The organism is Sinomonas terricola (genome assembly GCF_034931225.1).
Lineage (GTDB): Bacteria > Actinomycetota > Actinomycetes > Actinomycetales > Micrococcaceae > Sinomonas > Sinomonas terricola.
The window spans coordinates 1-24027 of record NZ_JAYGGQ010000002.1; the positions used below are offsets into that span (position 1 = coordinate 1).

Genomic DNA, 24027 nt, shown 5'->3' on the forward strand with positions numbered 1-24027 from the left:
ACCTCCGCACCCCCGGCCGCGAAGACGACGAAGTCACCGTCGAAACCGAACCCGCCAAATAACCGAACCAGCCAACCGTGTGGGCCCGCCAATGCGGGCCCACACCCACGACCCAGGAGACCGCATGGAGATCATCGTCCTGCCCGATGCCGACGCCGTCGCCGCGACCGCGGCGGACATCATCGAGGCCCGCGTACGTCGCGGCCCCGCCGTCCTCGGGCTCGCGACCGGATCCACGCCGCTCGGAACGTACGCCGAGCTCATCCGCCGCCACCGCGAGCGCGGGCTCTCCTTCGCGCAGGCCCAGGCCTTCACACTCGACGAGTACCTCGGCCTCCCCGCCGAGCATCCCGAGTCGTACCGCTCGGTGATCCGGCGCGAGTTCACGGACAACGTGGACTTCGCCGAGGGCGCTGTGCACAGCATCGACGGGCAGGCCGAGGACCCCGAGGCGGAGGCCGAGCGGTACGACGCCTCGATCGCCGCGGCGGGCGGCATCGACGTCCAGATCCTCGGGATCGGCACCGACGGGCACATCGGCTTCAACGAGCCCATGTCCTCGCTTGCGTCGCGGACTCGGATCAAGACGCTTACGGAGCAGACGCGCAAGGACAACGCCCGGTTCTTCCCGAGCCCCGACGACGTCCCGCATCACGTGCTCACGCAGGGCCTCGGGACCATCCGCGAAGCACGCCACATCCTCCTCATCGGACTCGGCGCCGCCAAGGCCGAGGCGATCGCCGCCGCCGTCGAGGGCCCCCTCGCGGCGCTGTGCCCGGCGTCGGCCCTCCAGCTCCACCCGCACACGACCGTTCTCGTCGACACAGACGCCGCGTCCCGCCTCGAGCACACGGAGTACTACCAGTACACGCACTCGCAGAAGCCGAGCTGGCAGGCCTACTGACCCACAAACGGGCATCGCCGCGAGGAGACGGTTCGTGGCGAAAGGTGGCCACGCTTCGGGGCTCTCAGAGCTTCCCGAGCGCCCCGGCGACCACCACCGCCGACGCCGCCGACCACGCCTGCGGCCGGCACGCCGCCGGGTATGGGAGCGCCCTCGACACACGGCCCGGACCGTCGGCGGGATCGCCCGAGTGCAGCTCGGGCATCCGGTACTCGAACGACTCGGCGGCCTTGAGGAGACCCTCGGCAAGCCGGGCAGCCTCCGCGGAATGCCCCGAGAGGACGAGGCCTCGGATCGCGATCGCGGTATCGTGCGCCCACACCGAGCCGCCGTGGTACTTGAGCGGCCAATACCCGGCGCTCGACGTCGCGAGGGTCCGCAGCCCGAACCCCGAGTCGAGCTCGGGTTCCACGAGCCGCCGCGCGACGAGAGCCTCTTCCGCCGCCGAGAGCAGGCCGGTCCCGAGCAGGTGCCCCATGTTGGAGGTCACGGTGTCGACGGGCACGCCGTCGCCATCGAGCGCAATCGCGACGTACGGCCCGAGCGCGTCCTCAAGCCAGAAGTCGCCGCGGAACCGTGCGGCGAGCGCTGCGGCGGCGTCCCGCAGCTGGGAGGGCGCGGTGCCGAGGGAGTCAGAGCCCTGGCGCCCGAACGCCTCGAGCAGCTCCGCGCCGTGGACGAGTGCCTCGTACGCGTAGGCCTGTACCTCGCACAGCGAGATCGGGCCGGCGGCGAGGCGGCCGTCACGGAACTGGACGGCGTCCCCCGAGTCCTTCCAGCCCTGATTCGCGAGGCCGTGGCCGCTCGTGTCGAGGTACGTGAGGTACCCGTCGCGCACGCCCGCGGCGACCCACGCGAGCGCGCGCTCCGCGCGGGGCAGGAGGCGTTCGACGGCGTCGTCCGGCATCCCCGCGCGCCACGCGTCATGGAGAACGCAGAGCCACAGCGGGGTCGCGTCGACGGTCCCGTAGTAGATGGGCGGGAGGCTGAGGTTCTCGCCGTGGAGCGTGAGCGCGGCCCGGCGCAGCTCGTGCATGATCTTGCCCGGCTCCTCCTGCGATTCGACGTCGGCGCGCTTCCCCTGGAACGACGCGAGGACCGCGAGCGTGCCCTCCGCAAGCTCGGTGCCGAGCGGAAGGAGGAATCGCGCGGCCCACAGCGAGTCGCGCCCGAAGAGCGTGAAGAACCAGGGCGCCCCCGCGCCGAGGAACTCGCGCCCGGGGAGCGCGGGAAGCGACATCCGGAGGCCGGCGAGGTCGCGCAGCGACTGGTCGAGGAAGCGCGCGAGCCGCACATCCGCCGTCGGGCGCGGGACGCACCACGCCTCGGGCGCGGGGCCGGCGGCGCCGCGGACGACGGCGGCCCGATCCTCCGCGGCGAGCCTCCACGATGCGCGGGCCGGCTCGGCGGGCGCGGCGGTGAGCGTCCAGCGGAGCACGGGCCGTGCGGGGTCGGTGAGGTCGACGACGGCGCCCGGTGCCTCGACGACGGCCGTCACCTCGCCGACGGCCCCACCTGCGGAGGCCCACGCGAGGCCGCCCTCGGCGGGCACGGCGGCGAGCGGCGCCGTCGCGTACCCGGACTTGACGGCCTCCATCGTGGCGAAGTCCGCCGCGAGCGCAACGCTCACGACCGCGGTGACCGGCTCCGCCGTCGCACACGCGAGCTCGATCTCCTCCTCGACGAGCCCCGCCTCGACGCGCCGCGCCCGCAGCACGCGGGCCGTGGGGTCCGCGCCTGGACCGTCCACGTGCCGCGGGAGGCCGACGGCGACGAGCCGTCCGTCGTCGTCGCGCCACGATCCGGCGGGCTCGGGCTCGCGACCGTCGACCGCGAGGATGGCCTCGCTCAGCACGCGCACGTCGGAATGCATGACCCCGCAGACGGACGCTCCGGGGGCACCCGGGCCGGCCGTTGCAGCGCGGATCTGCCCGTCGCGTTCGGACCAGGCCTGGGTCGGCGCGCGGAAGACGAGCTCGAGGTCGTGGAGGAACGGCTGCAGGGTTTCAGGCATGTGCTTTCGGTTCGCTTCCTGTGGGCTGCTTGACACATCGGTGGATGTCGTCAATTCTTATGACGTTCCCCCGATTTGATCAATCAAATGACACACCAGATCGTAGTTGATCGATCAAATCACCGAAAGTGCTTCGCAACGGAGAGGAGCGGCCATGGAGCAGAGCGGCCCCGAGACGGCCCAGCGGCCCACGGTGTCGAGCGTCGCCGCGCACGCGGGCGTCTCCCGCCAGACGGTTTCGAACGCCCTCAACAACCCCGAGCGGCTCCAGCCCGAGACCCTCAAGCGCGTCCTGACCGCGATCGAGGAGACCGGCTACGTCCGCAGCGCCGCGGCCCGCCAGATGCGCACGGCGCGCTCGGGCGTCATCGCCTACCGCCTCGATCCGGTGCGGGACGGCATCGGCGGCGCGGTCCTCGACACGTTCCTCCACGCGCTCACGGCCGAGGCCGAGCGGCGCGACTACCGCGTCGTGCTCTACACCGCCGACTCAGACGAGGCCGAGCTCCGCCAGTTCTCGAGCCTCACGCAGGCCCGCGCCGCGGACGCGTTCGTGCTCGTCGGCACCCACCGCAACGACCTCCGCTACCGCTGGCTCTCCGAGCATGGCATCCCGTTCTCCGTCTTTGGCCGCCCGTGGCCCGAGGAGGGAACGACGGCGGCGGAGCCCGCCCATGCGTGGATCGACGTCGACGGCGCCGCAGGCACCGCCCAGGCCGCGCGGCACCTCCTGGACCTCGGCCACCGGAACATCGCGTTCGTCGGCTGGCCCGCCGGATCCGAGACCGGCGACGAGCGACGGCGGGGCTGGGACGAGGCCATGGCGGCCGCGGGCGTCGGCGCGGCCGAGCGACGCCCGCTCGACTCCGAACAGCAGGACGGGATCCTCGAGGGGGCCGACGCCGCAGCGCGCCTTCTCGCAGGCGGCGCGACGGCGTTCGTGTGCGCCTCGGATTCCCTCGCCGTGGGCGCGTTCAGCGCCGTCCGCGCGGCAGGCGCGCGGGCCGCCGTCGTCGGCTTCGACGACAGCCCGACGGCGGCAGCGCTCGGCCTCAGCTCGATCCGCCAGCCGCTCGACGACGCCGCCGCATGGGCCCTCGCAAGCGTCCTCGACCAGCTCGACGGGCGCGCGCCCCGCGAGCGCGACGCGCGGCTTCTCCTCCCCCGGCTCGTCGTGCGCGAGAGCTCCCAACCACCGGCATCAGCCACGCGATAACGCACCCCCACCTAGCGAAGGAGCAGGAATGAATCTCAGCAGAAGGGCATGCCTCGCCGCCGCGGCGCTCGCGGCCAGCGTGGCCCTTGCGGCGTGCGGAGGCGGCAGCCCATCCGGCCAGCCGACCGGCACGTCGGCGGTGGCCGCCGCGGACAACCACCAGCCGCTCACGATCCTCATCGGCACCTCAGGCGACGCCGAGACCGCGGCCGTCAAGTCCGCCGTCGAGGCGTGGTCGAAGAAGTCCGGAACGCCCGCGACGGTGAACGTGGCCTCGGACCTCAACCAGCAGCTGTCCCAGGGCTTCTCCGGCGGCAACCCGCCGGACCTCTTCTACGTCACAAACGATTCGGTCGCGACCTACGCGGGCAACGGCTCGCTCGAGCCGTACGTCGACCAGCTCAAGAACAAGGACGCGTTCTACCCGTCCCTCGTCAAGGCGTTCACAGTCAACGGCAAGTCGTACGCCGCGCCCAAGGACTTCTCGACGCTCGAGCTTGTCATCAACACGGATATGTGGAAGGCCGCAGGCCTGGGCGACGCGGACATTCCGACCACGTGGGATCAGCTCGAGTCCGTCGCGAAGAAGCTCACCACGGGCCAGCACGTGGGCCTCGCCGTCTCGCCGCAGTTCGAGCGCCTCGGCGTTTTCATGGCGCAGGCGGGCGGGTGGCTCACCGACGATTCCGGCAAGGCGGCCGCGAACTCCGACGCGAATGTCCAGGGCCTCGCCTTCGCGAAGAAGCTCCTGGCCGACGGCGCCATGAAGTACTCGTCGCAGCTCGGCGCGGGCTGGGGCGGCGAGGCGTTCGGAACGCAGAAGGCCGCGATGACGATCGAGGGCAACTGGATCTCGGGCGCGATGGGCAAGGACTACAAGTCCGTCAACTACAGGGTCGCCAAGCTTCCCGCGGGCCCGAAGGGCGAGGGCACCATCCAGTACGACGGCGGGTGGGGCATGGCCGCGCAGTCCAAGAACAAGGGCGGCGCGATCGACCTCGTCACATACCTCACGCAGCCCGAGCAGCAGATGGGCTTCGCGAAGGCGTTCGGCGTCATGCCGTCGGTCCAGTCGATCGCGGACCAGTGGAAGGCGGCCTTCCCCGGGCAGACGGCGTTCCTCGACGGCGCGGCGTCGTCGAAGTCGATCCCGAGCGTCGCGGGGATCAGCGACGTCATCAAGGACTTCGACTCGCAGCTCGACGCGCTGCCCACCACCGAACCGAAGACGATCCTCGAGAAGGTCCAGACCAACCTCTCGGGCCTCGCGGGCCTCTCCTAGCCCGGCCTGCCAAGGAGACTGTCCATGACGACGAGCGTGCTGCGGCCTTCCGCCGCCGACGCCCGCCCGCGCCGTCGCGGCCCCGGGATCCGGGGCCGCGACGGGCTCGCGGGCTGGCTCTTCACGGCCCCTGTGCTGCTCATCCTCGGCCTGTTCCTCGTGCTGCCGATCCTCATGGCGGCGTGGGTCTCGGTCTCGAGCTGGAACGGCCTCGGGAGCCCGTTCGCTGCGAGCGTGAAGTTCGTGGGCGGCGACAACTACGCGGCGCTGCTCGCGAAGCCCGGCCTCGCGCAGACCGATTTCGGGACGGCACTGCGCAACAACGCGTGGTACGTGCTGCTCGTCGTGCCGATCCAGACGGCCGTCTCGCTCTTCCTCGCCGTCCTCGTGAACCGGCGCGTCCTCGCGGCGCGGGGCGCGTTCCGCACGGCGTTCTACTTCCCCTCCGTGACCTCGTCCGTGGCGATCACGGTCATCTTCCTCTTCCTGTTCTCCGCGTCGGGCACCGTCAACGCGGTCGTCCAATGGCTCGGCGGAGGCGGCGTGGGCTGGTTCACGGATACGCGCGGCGTCGTCCAGCAGGTTCTTGCCGCGCTCGGCGTCCACGCGCCGTCCGGCTCGGGGTTCCTCGGCCTCACGTGGTTCGACTGGATCGCCGGCCCGAGCCCCGCGATGCTCGTGTTCGTGGTCATGGCGATCTTCACGACCTCGGGCACATTCATGCTCATCTACCTCGCGGCCCTCCAGCAGATCGCCCAGGACATCGAGGAGGCCACCGTCATGGACGGCGCCAACGCGTGGCAGCGCTTCTGGTACGTCACGCTCCCCATGCTCCGGCCCACGACGTTCACGGTCATGACGCTCGGCCTCATCGGCACGTGGCAGATCTTCGACCAGATCTACGTCGGCTCGAAGGGCGGTCCCGCGAAGACGACGCTCACGCCCGCGTTCCTCTCCTACTCGCAGTCGTTCGTCAACAACGCGTGGGGCCGCGGGGCGGCGATCGCGTTCATCCTGTTCGCGATCATCGTCGTGTTCACGCTCGTGCAGCGGCTGTTCCTCGCCGAGCGAAGGGCCGAGCGTAAGCCCTCCCGGCACCGTCCCGCGAGGAGGCGCGCGCATGGCTGACGATCCGCGCCCGGCCGCGCGGCGCCGTCGTCCGCTGCGCGCCGCCACCATCGGCACGTACGCGCTGCTCACGGCGCTCGCGCTCGTGTACGTGTTCCCGTTTGTCGTCTCGCTCGCGAACTCGTTCAAGACGGACGAGGACGCCGCGAACAACCCCGTCTCGCTCATCCCCCAGAGCTTCACGACGGCGGCCTATCAGCAGCTGTTCCAGACGGACCTCCCGCTGTGGCTCGGGAATACGGTCGTCGTGACGGTGCTCGTCACCGCCGGGCGCGTCCTGTTCGACTCGATGGCCGGCTACGCGCTCTCGCGGCTCCCGTTCCGCGGGCGGAACGCGGTCTATGCCGGGCTCGTCGCGGTCATGGCTGTGCCCGGGGTCGTGCTCCTCATCCCGAAATTCCTCGTCATCAAGGAATTCGGGATGTACGACACGTATGCGGGCATGGTCATCCCGATGCTCGCCGACGCGGCGGGCGTGTTCATCATGCGGAACTTCTTCGAATCCGTCTCGCCCTCGATCGAGGAGGCCGCGAAGATCGACGGCGCGGGCGTGTTCCGGCGCTTCTGGTCGGTCGTGCTGCCGATGTCCCGCTCGGCGCTCATCACGCTGTTCATCCTCTCGTTCCAGGCCTCGTGGAACGAGCTCCCGCAGATGATCATCTCGACGCAGAGCCCGAGCCTCTTCACGCTCACGAAGGGCACTGCCCAGCTCGCCTCCGGCGCGCTGAGCGCGGGCTCCCAGTTCCCCGTCAAGCTCGCCGCCGCGACGCTCATGACGATCCCGGTCGCCGTCCTGTTCTTCGTCTTCCAGCGCCGGATCATGAACACGACGGCGGGCGGGACGAAGGAGTAGGGCTCCGGCACGGCATTACGAAGCGAGCAGGTAGAACGAAAGGAGGTCACGCAGGGGAAAGGGCCGGGCTCGTCGCTGGGGGCGAGCCCGGCCTTCCGCTTGCGCCGTCGCGTCCGCAGGATACGGGCGAGAGGTGGCCACGGGTCGGGCGAGACGTGGCCACGGTCGGGCGAGACGTGGCCACCCGTCTCCAACCCCGGACGCGTGGCCAGATCCCACCCACGCGTGGCCAGATCCCACCCACGCGTGGCCAGATCCCACCCACGTGAGGGCGCGTCGGGAAGGCTCGGCTCAGGCGAGCGTCCGCGCCGCGATGGACGTCACGACGGGGCGAGGCATGATGCCGGCGAGCTTGGCGAGGACGGCGTTGCGCGCACCCGAGACGACGCTGCCCGAGTGGCCGCGGTCGAGGGCCCGGAGCGTCGCGGCCACGACCTCGGCCGGGGTCTGCGAGCCGCGCTGCCCGCGGTCGGCGTGGAGGCCGGAGACCTCGCGGAACTCCGTGGCGGTCGCGCCGGGGCACACCGCGAGGACGGCGACGCCCGCATCCCGCGTCTCGTACGCGATCGCCTCCGTGAAATTGAGGACGAACGCCTTGGTGGCCCCGTACACGGCCATGCTCGGGCAGGGCTGGAACGCACCCGTGCTCGCGATGTTGACGACGGCGCCGCGCCGCTCGCGCACGAGGTCCGGGAGGAACGCGCGGGTGAGCTCCACGAGAGCGCTGATGTTGAGCTGGATCATCTCCGCGGTCCGCGCCTCGTCGGCGTCGAGGAAGTCCCCGTGCAGGCCGAAGCCCGCGTTGTTGACGAGGATGCCGATCCGGATGCCGCGCTCGTCGAGGTCCCGGCGGAGGGCCTTGGCCGCTCCGGGCCGGCCGAGGTCGAGCGGGATCACGGTTGCGGTGACGCCGTGGCTGCGCTCGAGCCGTTCCGCGAGCTCGCGGAGCCGGTCCTCACGGCGGGCGACGAGGACGACGTCGGCGCCCCGCGCGGCGAGCCGCGTCGCGTATTCGGTGCCGAGCCCTGAGCTCGCGCCGGTGATGAGTGCGGTCGTGCCGCGATAGGTGATGGTCATGTCTCGAATGTAGGCAATGACAGCATTGTTGTCAATGCCTACATTCCGATAGACTGGGCTCGTGTCCGAACGTGCCTACCACCACGGAAACCTCCGCGCCGAGTTCCTCCGGCACGCATGGGAGGCAGTCGACGACGCCGGGGCGGAAGCCCTCTCCCTCCGCCAGCTCGCGCGCGACGCCGGGGTGAGCCACGGCGCCTCCGCGCGCCACTTCCGGGACAAGCAGGCGCTCATCGACGCGATCGCCGTCGAAGGCTTCGAGCGGCTCAACGCGGCCATCCGCGAGGCCGCGAGCGCAGACGCCCCGTTCGAGGCCCGCTTCCGGGCCGTCGGGCTCGCCTACGTCGGCTTCGCCGTCGCGCATCCGCAGATCCTCGCGGTCATGTACACGGCGAAGCACGAGACGAGCGCGAGCGAGGCCCTGCTCGCGGTGAGCCACGCGGGCAAGAACGACCTCGTCGCCCTCATCGTCGCGGCCCAGGAGGCTGGCGCCATCCGCGCCGGTGACCCCGAAGAGCTCGCGATGATCGCCTTCGCGTCCGTCCACGGCGTCGCATCCCTCGCGACGGCGGGACTCCTCGGAGAGACGCCGATGACGGACGCCGCGGCGTCCGTCATCGGCTTCGTGTGGGCTGGGCTCGTGGCCGCGCGTCCGGTGAGATCTGGCCACGCGTCCGCAACGCGTGGCCAGATCTCGGCCAACGCGTGGCCAGATCTCGCTGAGCCGAGCTAGCTCACCATCCGAATGGTCCAGAAGTCGCTCGAGAGTCCCGACGAGAGAAGGTACTGGTACGGGAGCGTGAAGTAGCCGGACTGGCCCCAGCCCGTGCCCCACGAGTTGCGGACGCGGAAGCGCTGGGTCGCGTTGTCGTAGCCCACGGCGACGACGGCGTGGCCGCCGAGCACCTGCTCGTTCGGGGCGGGCATGGGGGCGACGCCGCTCTGCGCGACCTGCGGGCTCTCGAACGATTCGTAGACCGTGAAGCCGAACACGAACGGGAATCCCGCGGCGAGGCACCCCTGCATCTGCTGGAGGCTTCTCGAAACGCGCTGGTACGAGACCGCGCGGTGCTGCTTCGCGTCGATGTAGCACTGCTGGGTGGGCTGGACGGCGAACTGCGAGATGTCGTACGGCCACTCGGTCTCGGGGCACGCCCCCTGGGCGCCGACAGACTTGATGCCGTCACGGATCTGGGCGCCCGAGTCGCTCGCGACCGAGCCCTCCATAACGCGCTCGTTGTAGTAGATGAACAGCCGCGAGGGGGTCGTGTAGCCCGCGATGCCCTGCTTGTCGGCGTCGAACTCGAGGGCGCCCGCGATCGCGTTTCCCGTGCACGAGCCGAGCTGGCCCTGATCGTAGACGGGCGGACAGTGCGAGGTGAGGTCCACGGAGGCGGGCAGCGCGCCAAGCACGGCGGGCGGCGCGGCGAAAAGGAAGTCGCGCTGGTCCGGGACGTCGGGCACCCAGCCGTAGGAGTGGCGGGCGGGAGCGGCTTCAGTGGTCATGACGATCTCCTTCGATTCAGAGGTACTTCCAGGAGCGGATCACGCTGAGCGAGCCACTCGAATCCCACCACACGTCGACGCGGTTGGCCGCGAAGGCCACCTGCACGACCCCCTGCTCATCCCCCGGTTCGGCGACGAGCCCCGCTCGCCACGCGGCGCCGTCGTACGCCCAGAGCGCTGCCGGGCCGCCCGAGAAATAGTGGTCGAGCACGAGATAGTGGGTTGTTGCGCTGCCGCCCGCGCCGGCGGGCGCGGCGGCCGTCGTCGCGCGCTTCGCGGGTGCCGTTCCCGGCCCGGGCGGGCCGCTCGGGGGCGAGGCGGACGACGGCGATGCCCCCGCCGTCGTCTGCGCGGCGCGGGCCGCGGCGTCGAGCTGGTCGACGATGGCCTGGGATGGTTCTTCCATGGCTGGCTCCTAGGGGCGGCCGGGTGGGTGTGGGGGTCAGTGCGGCGAGGACCAGCCGCGGGCCGTGACGAGGCCGGACGAATCCCACCAGACGTCCACGGCGTCCGCCGAGAACAGGTCCTGCGCGATGCCGACGAGCTCGTTCTGCCCGATCCCGCGGCCGCGCCACGCCCCGTTGACGTAGGCCCAAAGCGCGCCGTCCTGGCTCGGGGTCCACGTATCGACGACGAGGTATTGCGCGCGGCCCGAGCCGAGCCCGACGGTGACCGCGACGGCTTCGGACGCGATGCCGTTCGCGACGACGCTCAGCTCGTACGGGCCGAGGTCGACGTCGTTCGGGACGGTGAACTGGGTCGTGACGAGGGCGGTGCCGGTCGCGACGGCCATCGTCGAGTGATTGCGGGTCGGGAGGTAGCGGACCTTGCCGGAGTAGGTGCCGACGAGCCGCACGAGCGGATAGTTCGTGGCCATCTGCGCGTCGTCGCCGTAGCTCACGGCCTGCGAGAGTCCGTTGAGCTGCGTTCCCGTGAGCGTGTACGCGCCGTCGAGGCCGAGGCTCGTCGGAACCGACGTGATGGTCGGCGCCCACGAGGGGTCTGGGCCGGGGTCGGGCTCGTACGCGTACAGCGCGGCGGTCTGCGCGCCGTAGAGCACCTCGCCCGTCGGGAGGAGGAGCATGCGGCCCTGGTAGATGACCTGGTCGGCGTTCGGCGGATCCGCGACGCGGTTGAGGTTCGTGCCGTCGAATTCGAAGAACATCGTGGGGCTCGGCCAGTCCCCCGCCGCATCGCCCGCCGGGCCGGCGACGCACAGGACCCGACCGTTGGGCAGGAGGGCGCCCGGGGCGTCCTTGGCCTTGAGGCGGCGGTTCTGGTCATCGGTCGGGAAGTCCGGGCCCGCGGCCCACGTGCCGGTTCCGGTCGTATCGCCCGACGGCGTGTACAGGGCCGTGTGGCCCGTCGCGCCAACGCAGAACACGCGGCCGTCCGGCATGAGAAGCGCGGGGCCGATCTCGATCGACGACGCCTGGACGAGCTCGACCGGCGTCGACCCCGCGCTGATCCATGTGCCGGTCGAGGGAACGTAGCGCTCCGCGTGGGGGTGGTTCGCGCAGCTGACCGTCATGACCGAGCCGTCGGGCAGGAGGGTCCACGTCTCCTCGTTGGAGCGGGCGGCCATGCTGCCGGTCGCGGTCCACGTGTTCGCGGCGGGGTCGTAGATCGCGGTGCGAGAGTCGGTGAGGTTCCCGACGACGATCCGACCGTCGTCGAGCATGCACGCCGACGCGTCGCCGATCTCGCCCCATCCGGGGGTGCCGATGCTCGTCCACGTGTCAGTTGTAGGATCGTAGATCTCGGCCGCGTCCGCGTCGGAGCCCGCGTCGCTGTACTCGCCGCCGGCCACGAAGACGCGGCCGTCGCGGAGCACCGCGGAGGCGTAGTAGAGGCGGGAATTGTGCATGTCCGCAAGCTGGGTCCACGTGCCGTCGACGTAGCTTCCCGAGAGGTCTGGGGTGAGGCGCCACCAGCTCTTGGAGCCGCCCGACTGGCACATGACCGTGCCGTCCGTGAGGAGGAGCATGGTGCCGACGGGGAACGTCGGCTGGTGAGCGAGGGATTTCCACGAGGCCACGGCGGCCCCTTTCGCATCGGCGGCAGCGGCCGCCCGAGCTGATACGAATCCGCAGGAGGCGGCACGGCGCATTCCGACCGGGACCGGCACGTGCTGGACCCGGTCGGCGCCTCCGGCCTGAGTGCTGGGGGTCATCAGGCCGGATCAATTCAATTTGTCCTCCGACTTTACTAATGACCTGACGGAAAAGTCAAGAGGTCAACGAGCGCGGTCAGCGGGGACTGTCAACACGGGTCCCAACTTGGCCTTCAGGCGGCCGAACTCTTGCGCCGGCTTCCCCAGATTCAACACAAAGCTCCCCACGTTCCGAACCGACTTCCCCAGCCTTTAGGACCTCCGACGACGACGGCGCCGCGCCCTTCCGCGCGATACCGGCCGCGCATGCGGGACTCGCCTCGGCCGAGGGTTTAGAAGCTGGGGCGGTTGGTGCACGAGTTGGGGAACCCGGCGCAAGAGCTGGGGATCCCTGTTCCCGGTGGAACGATCTATGGCGTGAGCTTCGTCCCCCGGATCGTCTCCACGAGCTCCGGCGACGCCCCCGGGAACTCGCCCCGCCCCCAGACCGCGAGGTACAGCTCGCGCGCCGTCCCCGCGACGATCCCGAGCACCGGCCCCTCGGTTCCACCTCCGAAGGCGGGCGCATCGAGCGAGGCGACGGGCTCGCCGTCGTCCGTCTGCACCGAGAAGCGCACGACGGCGGGCAGCCCGGGCGTGCGACCGAGCCGCACCTGCCGCGGATAGAACCCCGTGAGGACCTCGTCGAGTCCGTCGAGTGCGAGGTCGCCGGGAATCGACCACGCCACGGGATCGCCGGCGCCCGCCGTGAGGGCGGACGCGAGATCGAACTCGTGCACCGCCGTCTCGTGGAACTGCCGCCGCGCCCAGAACGCGGCGACCCGATCGCCCCAGAGCGTCCAGGCCTGAGCCTCGGGGCCGGCGTCGCGCAGCGCGGCGAGAAGTCCAGCTGCGCGGCCGCGGTACCACTCGGGCAGGGGCGCGCCGTCGTCCTCGAACGGCGGATCCTCGGGGGCGTGCTCGGCCCCGATAGCCGACGCAGCCCACGTGTGGATGAGGCCGAGGTGGACCACGAGCGTGTGCGCCGTCCAGCCGGGGCAGGTCGGGACCGGGGCGGTCCAGTCGCGGACTCGATCCGCGGCGGAGGCGAAGCGCCGAGTCACGGCCTCGAGGCGGTCGAGGGCGGCGGCGAAGTCGTGGGGCGTGACGGGAAGGTGGCTCACGCAGCCACGATAGCCGAGCCCGCGGCACGACGGCTGGGACGGGGCCCGGATGCCCGCTACCAGTCCACGAGGAGGTCTTGGCGGGCCTGGGCGTACGCGCGCGTCGGCAGGTAGTTCGCGTGGGTCGCGACGCGTGCCATGTAGGAATCCGGTTCCATCTCGAGCACGAGCCGGTCCAGGTTGTTCGGCATGGCCGAGTACGAGTACCCCGGGAATCCGAGGTAGTCCGTGCGCCGCCACAGATTGATCCACACGGGCTGCGGGCTCGGTGCGAGCGCGAACGCCCCGTGGGGGATGGCGAGGAGCGAGGTGAGCTGCCTCCCGCGGGCCGCCGTATCGGCCGTCCGCACGCCTGCCTGCGGCACCGCGGCAGAACCTGGCACCGCAACCGAACCGGGCACCGCAACCGAACCGGGCACCGCAGCCGAACCCGGCACAGCAGCCGAACCCGGCACAGCAGCCGAGCCTGCAGCAGCGGCCGGCCGCACGCCGTCGTGCAGATCCTTGCCCTTCCACGGGTCGGCGGACCAGAACGACGGCGCCGCAACCCCCGGCGTGCCGAGCACCTCGGGCCCGAAGATCTCGGGGAAGAATCGCCCGAAGTACGGCCGTAGCTGCATCCCGAACGTGAGGAGCCGCACGCGCGGGAGAAGATCCGTGCGCCCGAGCGCCGCGAGATGGAACAGGGCCGCGACGGCAAGCACGGTGCCGAGGCTGTGGGCCGCGAGAAGGACGCGCCGCGGCGAGTCGCCTGCGCCCCCGGGGCCGGCGGCCTCGGGCTCCGCCGCACCGGCATCGCCGTCAGATCCGCCCGCGGCCGAGTCCCCGCCGCCAGCACCACCCGCGCCGCCGGGTTCGAGCCACCGGATCATGCGGTCGGCGAGCTCGGGCACGGCCCGCTCGGAGAAGCACGCGGGCCCGAAGGGGTGGGCGGTGCGCGGGAGCCACGCGATGAGGTCCCACAGGAGGCCGAGTGGGCGCGACGCCCCGGACTGCGTGTTCGCCACCGCGATCCCGATGATCCCGAGCCCGCCGAGCACCACGCTCGAGAGTACGAGCCACTGCAGGAAGCCCGAGAACGCGGGGAAGTTCGGCTCGCCGACGAGGCCGACGAGCTCGGAGCGCACCCACGCCCACCGGCCCGTCGCGGCCGGCGCCTGCTGGGTGACCGTGAACGCGAGCGAGACCGTGACCGCGACGCCGACCGCCCAGCTCACGGTGTGCAGGAGCGGCTCGATCCGCTGCACGAACGCGCTCATGCGCCGCACGCCGTCGATGTCCCGCTCGAAGGCGGTCTCCGAGGGGTCGACGGGCGGCTGCTCGATGATGGCCTTGCGGAGGCGGAACCACGCGAGCGCCGCGAAGAGCGCGACGACGAGGACGACCATGACCACGAGCACGCCGCCGAAGGCCCAGTAGGCGGTCGGCATCGTGATGTCGTGAGCGGTGCTCGGGATGGAGACGATGCGGTAGAGCGGGTCGGTGCGGTCGGGCAGGGACTGGAGCCGCCCCGCGCGCAGGTACTCCCCCGCCCCGAGGACGACCGCGCTCGCGAGGTACGCGCCGACGAGCAGCCCGAGGTACATGAACACACCGGGCGCGGCCCCGTGCCACGCGTGCTCGCGCCGGTGCCGGTCGCGTCCCCGTCTGCGGAGGTACGGGATCACGATCCCGAGGCCACTCGCGACGACGACGGCGAGCGCCAGCGCGTTGGCCCACCATCCGAGCGGGTCGAGCCAGCCGCCCACCGCGAGCACGAGGGCGCCGACGCCGACCGCGAGGACGGCGGTCGCGAGCCACTCGTTGTATCCCGTCCGCACCACGCATCCGACGGTCGCGAGCAGCGTGAGGCTCACGAGCAGGACCGTCGGCGTGAGCTGGCCGGCCCGGAACGGTGCGGTCTCGTTGTCGGTGCTCGCGCCGCACGCGACGAAGACCGCCGCGAGGTAGGTCGCCGCCGAGGTCAGGATGAGCACGAAGCCCCACACGTACCGGCTCTTCCAGAAGTCGACGCGCGCCTCGGGCGCCCGGAGCGAGCGCGCCCACAGGACGAGCACGTACCCGATCACGGCGAGCTGCGCCCACGCGATCGAGAGGACCGAGGTCGCGGCGCTCGTTCCGTCGCGGCTCGCCGTGTCCGACATGATGAGGACGACGACGAGCTGGACGCTCGCCGCGAGGTGCAGCATGCCGGTGGGCGAGTTGATCCGGCGGCGCACCCAGAGCATGGGCAAGGCGAGGGCGACGACGCCGGGCCGGGGATCGGTGCGTGCCGCGCGGTCGGCGTCGGCCTGGCGGGTCCGGAAGCGCACGTTGGTCACGAACGCGAGGACCGCGACGAGGACGACGGCGGCGATCGGCGCGAGCGAGAGGGCCGAGAGCCGCTGCCCCCGGGTGAGTTCGCGCAGCGAGTCGAACTGCGACGGGAGGGCATTGCAGATCTTCCATGTGTTGGGCACGCCGGTCGGCGCGAAGCACTGGACCGCGACGAAGTCGAACGCGACCGTGCTCACGGCCGAGACGAGCTGGAGCGTCAGGAGCAGCCCATAGAGCCGGACCACTCCCCCGCCAGGGCCCGTGTGGAGCCCATCCTCGCGGCTCGGGTCCGTGCGGAACGATCGCGCCCAGTACGCGGCGTTCGCGAGGCCGAACGGCGCGACGAGGAACCAGCCGAGGTTGTAGAGCACGCGGCCGATCTTCCCGAACAGGGTCGTGCTTCGGTCGAAGCGGTCGAGGTTGCCCCAGCAATAGGCTTCGAGCCGGGTGGCCGCGCCGGGCTCGGGGTTCTTCACGGTGTAGAAGCCGGCGAGGGAATCGCCGAGGAGCACGCCGTCGTCGCGCACCAAGGCGACGTCGTCCGCCGTCGTACACAGCATGTCCTGGGGCGGGACGTTCTTGACGCCGTGGACGCGGAGCTCGAGGACCTCGAGGGTCGTGGCGCTGGACCCTGCGCCGGGTGTTGGCGGCATGGCAAGTCTCCGGTCGGATGACCCCAGCACGTGACTGATGGTACGACTGGGACTGGGGCGTGTCCACGGGGCCGACGCGGCGGTACTCTTCGGCCATGACACTTGAGCGGTGGAGGCGGCTGACCGAGTGGCCGACCCTCGCGGCGGCACTCGTGTTCCTCGGCGCGTATTCCGTGCAGGTCATCGCGAACCTGCGCGACGAGGAGGGGGTCTGGGCCGAGGCTCTCGTCTGGGCCGCGTGGGCTGTGTTCCTCGTGGACTATGCCGGGCAGCTCGTCCTCGCGCCGCAGCGCGGTCGGTGGTTCGTGCGGAACCTGCACGAGCTCGCGATCCTCGCGCTCCCCGCGCTGCGGCCGCTCCGCCTCCTGCGGCTCGTGACGTTCCTCCGCGTGGTGCACAACAAGGCGGGCGCCGCCTTGCGCAGGCGACTGCTCCTGTACGTGGTCGGTTCGGCCGCGACAATCATCTACTGTGCCGCGCTTGCCGCCGAAGACGTCGAGCAGAACGAGCCGGGAGCGAACATCCACTCGTTCGGGGACGCGATCTGGTGGGCGCTCGAGACGATCACGACCGTCGGGTATGGCGACCATTACCCCGTGACCGTCGCGGGCCGGTTCGTCGCGGCCGGGCTCATGATCGCCGGGATCGCCGTGCTCGGTGTCGTGACCGCCTCGATTGCCGCGTGGCTCGTCGAGAGCGTGTCCGCCCAGACGGCCGCGGAGGTCGAAGCCGAGGTCGAGGCCGAGGTCGAGGCGATCGACGAGTCCCTCGAAGCGAGGGTCCAGGCCCTCACCGATCAGGTCGCGCGGCTCACCGCGGCGCTCGAGGAGCGGCAGCGCAACTCCGAACGCGCGTAGCCGGCTTCTCATTCGGCGAGGTACGAGTCCACGGCCTGTTCGAGGATCGGGCTTTCCGCGTCCCAGTCCTGCGCGGGCGCGGCCACGACCAGCACGCTCGCGCCCCGCGCACCTTCCACGTAGCACGCGATTTCGCGGTACTCGTGGGAGCGGTCGCGGCTCCGGTAGGCGTCCTCGACGCACGAGCCCGTCCCGCCGCGGAACGCCAGGCCCGTCGCGCTTGCCCGGCGGCTCGCGGGCTCCCCGTTTTCGTCCTGGAGATGGTCGAGGCGGAACTCGGGCCACGTCGCGAGGGATTCACCGCCTTGGCGGGGCGTCGCGTTGAAGTAGGCCACGAGCCCACCAGCCTGCGATCTCGTCTCGGCCGTGACGCTTGCCGGATCGCTCTCGGCGGGCGCCGCCTCGGGCGGGGTGGACAGCCGGGCCGTCCCGTCCGGGAGCTCCGTGGCCTTCCATCCCATCGGGGCGGGGCCGGCGCGGAACCACGTGAACCCGGGCGCCGCGGCCGAGGTCGCCGTAGGGGTCTGCCCCGGTCCCGCCGCTCCGCCGCAGCCGGAGAGCACGACGGCGGCCCCCACCAGGCGTGCGAGCCTCCCGGCTCGCGCCGCCGTTGTCCCACCTCTTGCCGTCACGTGCGGCCGTCACTTGTTGCCGTCGCCGTCGTCGGGCCCTCCCATGTCGTCGGCGTCGTGGTCGCCGCCGCCCGGGTGGAGCGGAGGCGGCGGGACGACCGGCGGAGGCGCCGGAGCCGGCGGCGGAACAACCGGCTGAGGCGGGGCAGTGGGCGACGGCGTCGTCGCGGTCGGCGACGGCGTCACCGTCGGCGTGGGGCTCGGTGTGGGCGACGGCGTGGAACTCGTGACAGACGGGCTCGGCGTGGGCGCCGTCGAATGTGTGTCGGCGCACCCTCCCCCGAGGAGTGCCGCGCCAAGCGCCGCAACGGCCAGCACGGGGCGAAGACTGTTCATGGTGCCCTCCAAGGGCCCCGGCAATATCGAGACCTGCCCCTAAGACGACGCCGGCCTCGCCGGGGTTCACCGCAGCCCTCAGCCGCGTCCGCGCAACCGTCCCTTGGCCGCACAACCGTCCCTTGGCGACATAACCGTCCCCTAGACCTCGGTGCGACCGACGGTTATGTTGCCGACCGACGGTTGTGTTGCCGACCGACGGTTATGCTCCCGGCCCGTTCGGCACTGCGACCGGCTTCGGCTGGGTGAGCCGCCAGAAGTTGCCGGACGGGTCGCGGAACGCGGCGTCGATCCCGTAGAAGCGCTCGTGCGGTTCCTCGGTGAACTCGACCCCTCGCGCGGCGAGCTCCTCATACGCGGCGCGGCAGTCGTCGGTCTTGAGGGCGCCGAGGCCGTAGTAGCCGCGGGCGATCGCCTCGCGCATGTGCTCCGCGGACACCTCGTCCATGAGCGGCGCGCCGGGCTCGACGAGCATGAGAGGGGTCGGCGGCTCGCCCGGGATCGTGACGACGAGCCAGCGGAAGCCATCCATCACCGAGTCCATCGCGACGTCGAAGCCGAGCTTCTCGACGTAGAACGCCTTCGCCTCGTCGAGGTCGAGGACTCGCAGGCACATGAGCGCGACGCCGTTGATCATGACTGGTCTCCCCTTCAGCAGGACGGATGCCGGGATGCCGAAACACACGGCCGCGACTATCGTGCGACAGTTCGGGAGTCCGAGGCGAGGCCCGCGACGAAGTCGTGCACCGCCGTCGTGAGCGCCTCGGGATCGACGTCGTGCGTCTGGCCGTCGAGGATCGCGAAGCGCGCGCCGGGGATCACCGCGGCCGCGGCGCGCGGGCCCGCCTGGAGGAAGGCGGGGCTTGCGCCGCCCGCGAGGACGAGCGTCGGCGTCGTGATGCGGGCGAAGACGTCGGCGGGGACCCCGCCGCCCGCGAGCGCGGCGTCGTCGTATGCGAGGGTCGGGGCGATGCGCAGCGCGCCCGCCCAGTAGGGCGATTGCCGCATGCCCGCGATCGCGTCGTCCGGCGTGCCGACGTAGCGGAGGAAGACCTCGAACGCGCCGTCGTGGTCGTCCGCGGCGAGGCGCGCCCTGAGCGCGGCGGTGTAGTCGCGCGCGCGGGCGAGGCTGGCGTCGTCGACCGCGAAGGGCGGCTCCCACATGACGAGCGCGCGCACCGGGAGCTGGGCGGCGGCCCGCGCGGCGAGCGCGGCGCCCGAGGAGAAGCCGACGACGACGGCGCCTCCCGGGCCTCCCGTCGCCCCGGCCGCGTCGAGGAGGGCGGCGATGTCCTCGATTTCGCGGTCGACGGCGAAGGGCTGGGTGTCGGTGCTGTCGCCGCGGCCGCGGCGGTCGTAGTTGTAGACCGTGAAGTGGCGGGCGAGCGCCTCAGCCCGGCCCGCGTTGATGCGGCGGTCGCTCGACGCGCCCGCGACGAGGACGAGCGGGGTCCCGGTGCCGAGCCGGTCGAAGGCGATCGTGGTGCCGTCTGCGGAAGTGGTGGTTTCCATGTCTCCACGCTAGGCGCGTGCCTCGGGCGGCGCTTCTCGAAAACTGCTCTCCTCGCGAGCGGCTCATGCCGTCACGGGGTGGGGCGGGAGAACAGCTGGACGACGCACGAGGGGAGCGTCGCGAGATCCTCCCCGCGCGGCCTTCCTCGGTAGCTGCTCGGGCTCTCGCCGACGAAGCGTCGGAACTGGGTGCTGAACGATCCGAGGCTCGTGAATCCGACCGTGAGGCAGATTTCCGTCACGGGGCGGTCGGTGTCCCGGAGGAGCTGCATCGCGCGTTCCATGCGCCGGCTGAGGAGATAGCGGTGCGGCGTTTCGCCGAAGCGCTTGCGGAATTCGCGGATGAAATGTGCCTCGGTCACGTAGGCGCTGCCCGCGAGGGCCTTCGTGTCAAGGGGTTCGCCGTAGTCGCGGTCGATGAGGTCGCGGACCCTCAGGAGGTGGCGCGAGAGCGGGACGCGGGGTGAGGGCATCGCGTCTCCTCTCGGGGCGGACATTCTGCTCCCCACATCATGAGCGAATGTGAGAGCCGAGTGCTAGGTTTTTCCCCATCGGGGGTGCGAGGGGTGCCCCCACCCATTCGCCAGGGGGGCATCGGATGAGCGAGAACTATCAGCCCGGCTATGGCCAGCCGCAAGGGGCCACTCCACCGCCGGCGGCACCGTGGCCGCCGTCGACCATTCTGGTGACGCCAGGCCTCAGCGAGGCCGACGCCAAGCGATCGCGCCGCTGGCGCACCGTCATCGGCGTCGCCCTCATCCTGACCGGCCTCGCCGCCGGTGGTATCGCGGCGCTCCAGGCGCTCAACGTCGGCGGGTTCGGCGACGACGATCCCCTTGTCGCGATGGCGGTGGCCGGGTACAACGTCATCCTCGGCCTCGTCCTGATCGGATTCGGCGTGTGGAACCTCGCGGCCCGGCGGACGCTCCAGAGGGGGCCGCTCATCGCGGCCGCGATCGTCTCGGGGATCCAGATCGTGGTGGGCGCGTTCAACCTGATCGATTTCGCCGTGTCGTCTGGCCGTTTCCCGCCGCTCGGCGGGATCATCGTCCAGATCGTGATCCTGCGGCAGGCGATCGTGCTGCTGCGGCTCAAGAGAACCTAAAGTCCGGCTGTCCAGGAGGAGGCATCGATGGCTTCGAAGGTGATGCGGCTTGCAATCGGCGTCTTCCTGCTCCTGATCGGCGCGTTCGCCGCCGTCATCGCGGTCATCAATCTCGGCATCCGCCTCGGCCACGACCAGCCCATCGACGCGCTCTTCCTGACCCAGTTCGTGCTCTACGCGGTGGTTGGCCTCGCGTACCTGACGTTCGGCGTGTGGAACCTCCTCACGTTCGCGATGACGCGAAGGGCTCCGCTCGTGGCCGCGCTCATCGAGGCCGTCGTCGGGCTCCTCTTCGGGGCGTTCTACGTCGCCAACCTCCACGGCCCCGCGCAGCTGACCCAAGGGCTGGGCATTGGCCTCAACGTCGCGATCATCGTTCTGGCCTGGGTGCTGCTGCGGAGAAAGACGCCCGCCGATGAGGAATGACGGAGATTCGCCCGGGCGCAACGGGCGAGAGGTGGCCACGCGTGCGGCGAGAGGTGGCCACGCGTCCCAAGCAGACGCGTGGCCACCTCTCGACCAACGCCTGGCCACGTCCTACCGCCGCCTCACGCGCGGCGCGCCGCCCCCAGCCCCGCCCGCACCGACGGCCACGACTTGAGCACGCGCAGCACGTCCTCGTTGGCCTCAGTCGCGAGCGCGGTCTCGTAGGACTCGCCGAGCACCTCGTCGATCGCGACCCGCCGCCCGAGACGCGCGCTCCGCATCGCGGCCTCGACCATCGCGAGGCTCAGCACGTTCTCGTGGACGCGGCCCATGGGCTCGGCCCCCGTCCGCAGCGCGGCGACGAATTCGCGCAGGGATCCGGCGGTTTCGGTTCCCGGATCGGCGATTGGGCCGAGATCAGCACGAGCGCCGACGACGGCGGAGCCCGCCCCGTCGAGCAGCTCCGCCGTGGGCTCGCGGTCGCCATCCCAGAGCACGGTCCCGTGTTCGCCCGATATCCGCCACGAGCCATTCCACGAGGTCTCGAACCCCGGGCTGGCCCACGAGCCGGCGAACGTGAATCGCGCCCCGCCTTCGAATTCGAAGACGGCGGTCGCCGCCGCGTCCCCCGCATACCAGCTCCACGCGGGGTTGTATTCCTCGCACATCACGGAAACTGGGTCGGCGTCGAGCATGAACCTCGCAGCATCGAATTGGTGGATGGCCATGTCCAGCAGGAGCGGGCTCTCCATCGCTTCGCGGAATCCCCCGAAGTGCGGCGCCTTGAAGAACTCGACCGAGAGCGCCCCGATGCGGCCGAGCGCCTCGGCCTGCCGCTTCGCGAGGAAGAGGTTCCGGAAGTACCGGCGGGACTGGCTCACCATGAACAGCCTCCCCGTGAGCTCGGCGCACGCCGCGAGCGAAAGCCCTTCCGCGACGGTCGAGGCGACGGGCTTTTCCCCGAGCACGGGGTAGCCGGCGAGGAGCGCCGCCGTCGTCACGGGGTGGTGGGCCGCGGGGACGGTGACGTTGATGATTGCGTCCGCGTTCGTCCGGCGGGCCAGCTCGATCGCGTCGGCGCCGGTCGGCAGCCCGGGGTGCCCGGCGTCGTCGGCCGCTTGGTCCGCGACATCGACGGCGAGGTCGGCGATCCCGGCGAGTTCGACGTCGTCGTTCCCCGCGATCGTGCGCAGCCACGTGCGGCCCATCGGCCCGGCGCCGACGACGACGACGCGCAGCTTCGCGCTCATGCGCCGGCTCCCGCCGAAGCAGGAGTGATATCGGGGGTGCGTGACTCCGCGAAATCCGGGGCGACGGCCCTCTGGGACTCGGCTATATCGGGCGCCGCGTGGGAGTAGTCCACGCCGTGGAAGAACTCGCCGGTGTCGTACTGCAACAGCGTCGGGTAGGCGCGCTCGGGACGGTCGGTGAGCGCCCATTCGACGCCGTTCGCGATGACGCGGCGCACATCGGGGTGGTGGTAGACGGGGTAGTCCTGGTCGCCGGGGCTGAAGAAGAAGATCTTGCCGTGGCCGCGGCGGAACGTGCAGCCCGAGCGGAATACCTCTCCCCCGCTGAACGAGCTCACGAAGACGAGCTCGTCGGGCGCGGGGATGTCGAAGAATTCGCCGTACATTTCCTGCGCAGGGATGTCGATGGGGTGCGGGATGCCGCGGGCGATCGGGTGGGTCGGGTTGACGGTCCACACGAGTTCGCGGTCCTGCTCGCTGCGCCAGCGGAGCGTGCACGTGGTGCCCATGAGCTTCTGGAAGATCTTCGACCAGTGGCCCGAGTGCAGCACGACGAGGCCCATGCCCGAGAGGACGTGCCGGTGGACGCGCTCGACGACGTCGTCGCTCACCTCGCCGTGGGCCATGTGGCCCCACCAGGTGAGGACGTCGGTCTCGGCGAGGACTTCCTCGGTGAGGCCGTGCTCGGGCTCGTCGAGGGTCGCGGTGCGGATGGTCGCGCGGTCGCCGAGGTTCTCGCGGATGCCTTCGGCGATGGTGTGGTGCATGCCGTCGGGGTAGATGCGCGCGACGTTCTCGTCCCGCAATTCGTGGCGATATTCGCCCCAGACGGTGACGCGGATAGGTGGTGTCATGGGATTTCTTTCTATTTGACTGCGCCGGTCGCAGTGCCGGCGGCGACGAATTTCTGGGCGACGAGGAGGAGGACGACGGCGGGCAGCGAGGCGAGCACCGCCGTCGCCATCACGGAACTCCAGTCGGTGACGTACGAGCCGATGTATTGGTAGAGGCCGAGGGTGACGGGCCGGACGGCGTCGGTCGTGGTGAGGGTGAGGGCGAACAGGAAGTCGCTCCACGCGAACAGGAACGTGAAGAGCCCGGCCGTGATGAGCGCGTTCCGGCTCATCGGCAGCACGATCGACCAGAACACGCGCACGTGCCCCGCCCCGTCCACGCGCCCGGCCTCGATGATCGAGCCCTGCACGGAGCCCATGAATGCGCGGATGATGAGGATCGCGAACGGAATTCCGTGGGACGAATCCGCCAGGATGAGGCCGCCGATCGTATTGAGCAGCCCGAGGTCGTTGTACGCGGTGTAGAGCGCGTTCGCGATGACAATTCCCGGGATCATCTGGCTGATAAGAATTGCGAACAGCACGATATTCGTGCCCCGCACCTTGAAATGGCTCAACGCATACGCCGCGGGCGCCGCGATCGCGAGGCTGAAGATCACGCTCCCGAGGGCCACGACGAGGCTCGTCCCGAGGTTCTGGCCCTGCTGGGTTAAAGCCGTCGCGTAGCCCGAGAAGTCGGGATGGATCGGGAACCACGTGGCCTGGATCGTCGTGCCGTTGGGCTGGAGTGACGCGTTGATCATCCAGTAGACGGGGAACAGCATGATCGCGAGGAACAGTATTCCGAGGGCCGTATTCGGCAGCCCTGTTTTGGTCAGGTTCATGTGGCC

The 24027-nt window shown here is 70.9% G+C and carries 24 protein-coding genes; 9 read left to right on the forward strand and 15 right to left on the reverse strand.

Going from position 1 to position 24027, the window contains the following annotated elements:
* Positions 1-124: 124 nt before the first annotated feature.
* Positions 125-904, forward strand: coding sequence for a glucosamine-6-phosphate deaminase (gene nagB / locus SPF06_RS04655; protein ID WP_323277799.1), 780 nt, complete (start codon positions 125-127; stop codon positions 902-904).
* Positions 905-968: 64 nt separating this feature from the next.
* Here nagB and SPF06_RS04660 read toward each other — a convergent pair whose 3' ends face one another.
* Positions 969-2918, reverse strand: coding sequence for a glycogen debranching N-terminal domain-containing protein (locus SPF06_RS04660; protein ID WP_323277800.1), 1950 nt, complete (start codon positions 2916-2918; stop codon positions 969-971).
* A 154-nt stretch (positions 2919-3072) separates the two neighbouring features.
* On the opposite strand from SPF06_RS04660, the gene SPF06_RS04665 reads away from it, so the two are divergent.
* The 4 genes from SPF06_RS04665 to SPF06_RS04680 are packed head-to-tail and all read left to right on the forward strand — an operon-like array spanning position 3073 to position 7397.
* Entirely contained in the window at positions 3073-4134 is a 1062-nt protein-coding gene (locus SPF06_RS04665) for a LacI family DNA-binding transcriptional regulator (protein ID WP_323277801.1), read from the forward strand.
* Positions 4135-4162: 28 nt separating this feature from the next.
* Positions 4163-5416, forward strand: a complete 1254-nt coding sequence (locus tag SPF06_RS04670) for a sugar ABC transporter substrate-binding protein (RefSeq protein ID WP_323277802.1) — start codon at positions 4163-4165, stop codon at positions 5414-5416.
* Between the two features lie 24 nt (positions 5417-5440).
* On the forward strand, positions 5441-6544 hold the full coding sequence (locus SPF06_RS04675; RefSeq protein ID WP_323277803.1) for a carbohydrate ABC transporter permease: 1104 nt from the start codon (positions 5441-5443) through the stop codon (positions 6542-6544).
* Positions 6537-7397 (forward strand): carbohydrate ABC transporter permease, encoded by an 861-nt coding sequence (locus SPF06_RS04680; protein WP_323277804.1) that lies wholly within the window; start codon positions 6537-6539, stop codon positions 7395-7397. The genes SPF06_RS04675 and SPF06_RS04680 overlap by 8 nt, the downstream gene beginning before the upstream one ends.
* Before the next feature lie 291 nt (positions 7398-7688).
* On the opposite strand, the gene SPF06_RS04685 is transcribed toward SPF06_RS04680, so the two are convergent.
* Positions 7689-8474, reverse strand: coding sequence for an SDR family NAD(P)-dependent oxidoreductase (locus SPF06_RS04685; protein WP_323277805.1), 786 nt, complete (start codon positions 8472-8474; stop codon positions 7689-7691).
* 61 nt (positions 8475-8535) lie between these two features.
* Here SPF06_RS04685 and SPF06_RS04690 point away from each other — a divergent pair, with 61 nt between their 5' ends.
* Complete coding sequence (locus tag SPF06_RS04690) at positions 8536-9207, forward strand: TetR/AcrR family transcriptional regulator (protein WP_323277806.1); 672 nt, start codon at positions 8536-8538, stop codon at positions 9205-9207.
* Here the strand turns inward: SPF06_RS04690 and SPF06_RS04695 are convergent.
* From SPF06_RS04695 to SPF06_RS04715, 5 genes are all read right to left on the reverse strand, one after another.
* On the reverse strand, positions 9204-9980 hold the full coding sequence (locus SPF06_RS04695; RefSeq protein ID WP_323277807.1) for a C1 family peptidase: 777 nt from the start codon (positions 9978-9980) through the stop codon (positions 9204-9206). The genes SPF06_RS04690 and SPF06_RS04695 overlap by 4 nt on opposite strands.
* A 16-nt stretch (positions 9981-9996) precedes the next feature.
* Positions 9997-10386: a hypothetical protein gene (locus tag SPF06_RS04700; RefSeq protein ID WP_323277808.1), complete on the reverse strand. Its 390-nt coding sequence runs from the start codon at positions 10384-10386 to the stop codon at positions 9997-9999.
* Between the two features lie 36 nt (positions 10387-10422).
* Entirely contained in the window at positions 10423-12153 is a 1731-nt protein-coding gene (locus tag SPF06_RS04705; protein WP_323277809.1) for a Kelch repeat-containing protein, read from the reverse strand.
* Positions 12154-12503: 350 nt separating this feature from the next.
* Complete coding sequence (locus SPF06_RS04710; protein WP_323277810.1) at positions 12504-13256, reverse strand: maleylpyruvate isomerase family mycothiol-dependent enzyme; 753 nt, start codon at positions 13254-13256, stop codon at positions 12504-12506.
* A 56-nt stretch (positions 13257-13312) separates the two neighbouring features.
* Entirely contained in the window at positions 13313-16225 is a 2913-nt protein-coding gene (locus tag SPF06_RS04715; protein WP_323277811.1) for a hypothetical protein, read from the reverse strand.
* Between the two features lie 95 nt (positions 16226-16320).
* Here SPF06_RS04715 and SPF06_RS04720 point away from each other — a divergent pair, with 95 nt between their 5' ends.
* A complete protein-coding gene (locus SPF06_RS04720; RefSeq protein ID WP_323277812.1) occupies positions 16321-17082 on the forward strand; it encodes an ion channel in 762 nt (253 codons plus the stop codon).
* An 8-nt stretch (positions 17083-17090) separates the two neighbouring features.
* Here SPF06_RS04720 and SPF06_RS04725 read toward each other — a convergent pair whose 3' ends face one another.
* The 5 genes from SPF06_RS04725 to SPF06_RS04745 all read right to left on the reverse strand — a co-directional run bounded on the left by SPF06_RS04725 (position 17091) and on the right by SPF06_RS04745 (position 20035).
* Positions 17091-17660, reverse strand: a complete 570-nt coding sequence (locus SPF06_RS04725; RefSeq protein ID WP_323277813.1) for a hypothetical protein — start codon at positions 17658-17660, stop codon at positions 17091-17093.
* A gap of 63 nt (positions 17661-17723) precedes the next feature.
* The gene (locus SPF06_RS04730; protein ID WP_323277814.1) at positions 17724-18050 is read right to left on the reverse strand and encodes a hypothetical protein; all 327 of its coding nucleotides are present in this window, start codon (positions 18048-18050) and stop codon (positions 17724-17726) included.
* 202 nt (positions 18051-18252) lie between these two features.
* On the reverse strand, positions 18253-18687 hold the full coding sequence (locus SPF06_RS04735) for a VOC family protein (protein WP_323277815.1): 435 nt from the start codon (positions 18685-18687) through the stop codon (positions 18253-18255).
* Between the two features lie 56 nt (positions 18688-18743).
* Positions 18744-19562, reverse strand: a complete 819-nt coding sequence (locus SPF06_RS04740; protein ID WP_323277816.1) for an alpha/beta fold hydrolase — start codon at positions 19560-19562, stop codon at positions 18744-18746.
* 71 nt (positions 19563-19633) lie between these two features.
* Positions 19634-20035, reverse strand: coding sequence for an AraC family transcriptional regulator (locus SPF06_RS04745; protein ID WP_323277817.1), 402 nt, complete (start codon positions 20033-20035; stop codon positions 19634-19636).
* A gap of 125 nt (positions 20036-20160) precedes the next feature.
* On the opposite strand from SPF06_RS04745, the gene SPF06_RS04750 reads away from it, so the two are divergent.
* Entirely contained in the window at positions 20161-20667 is a 507-nt protein-coding gene (locus SPF06_RS04750; RefSeq protein ID WP_323277818.1) for a hypothetical protein, read from the forward strand.
* 27 nt (positions 20668-20694) lie between these two features.
* Positions 20695-21093, forward strand: a complete 399-nt coding sequence (locus tag SPF06_RS04755; protein ID WP_323277819.1) for a hypothetical protein — start codon at positions 20695-20697, stop codon at positions 21091-21093.
* A gap of 122 nt (positions 21094-21215) precedes the next feature.
* Here SPF06_RS04755 and SPF06_RS04760 read toward each other — a convergent pair whose 3' ends face one another.
* From SPF06_RS04760 to SPF06_RS04770, 3 genes are read right to left on the reverse strand one after another with little or no spacing between them, the layout of a single operon-like run.
* Positions 21216-22343 (reverse strand): Gfo/Idh/MocA family protein, encoded by a 1128-nt coding sequence (locus SPF06_RS04760; protein WP_323277820.1) that lies wholly within the window; start codon positions 22341-22343, stop codon positions 21216-21218.
* Positions 22340-23197, reverse strand: a complete 858-nt coding sequence (locus SPF06_RS04765) for a ThuA domain-containing protein (RefSeq protein ID WP_323277821.1) — start codon at positions 23195-23197, stop codon at positions 22340-22342. Before SPF06_RS04765 ends, SPF06_RS04760 begins: the two co-directional genes overlap by 4 nt.
* Before the next feature lie 11 nt (positions 23198-23208).
* Positions 23209-24021 carry a carbohydrate ABC transporter permease gene (locus SPF06_RS04770; protein ID WP_323277822.1) on the reverse strand — a complete coding sequence of 271 codons (813 nt, stop codon included), beginning with the start codon at positions 24019-24021 and terminating at the stop codon, positions 23209-23211.
* Between the last annotated feature and the right edge of the window lie 6 nt (positions 24022-24027).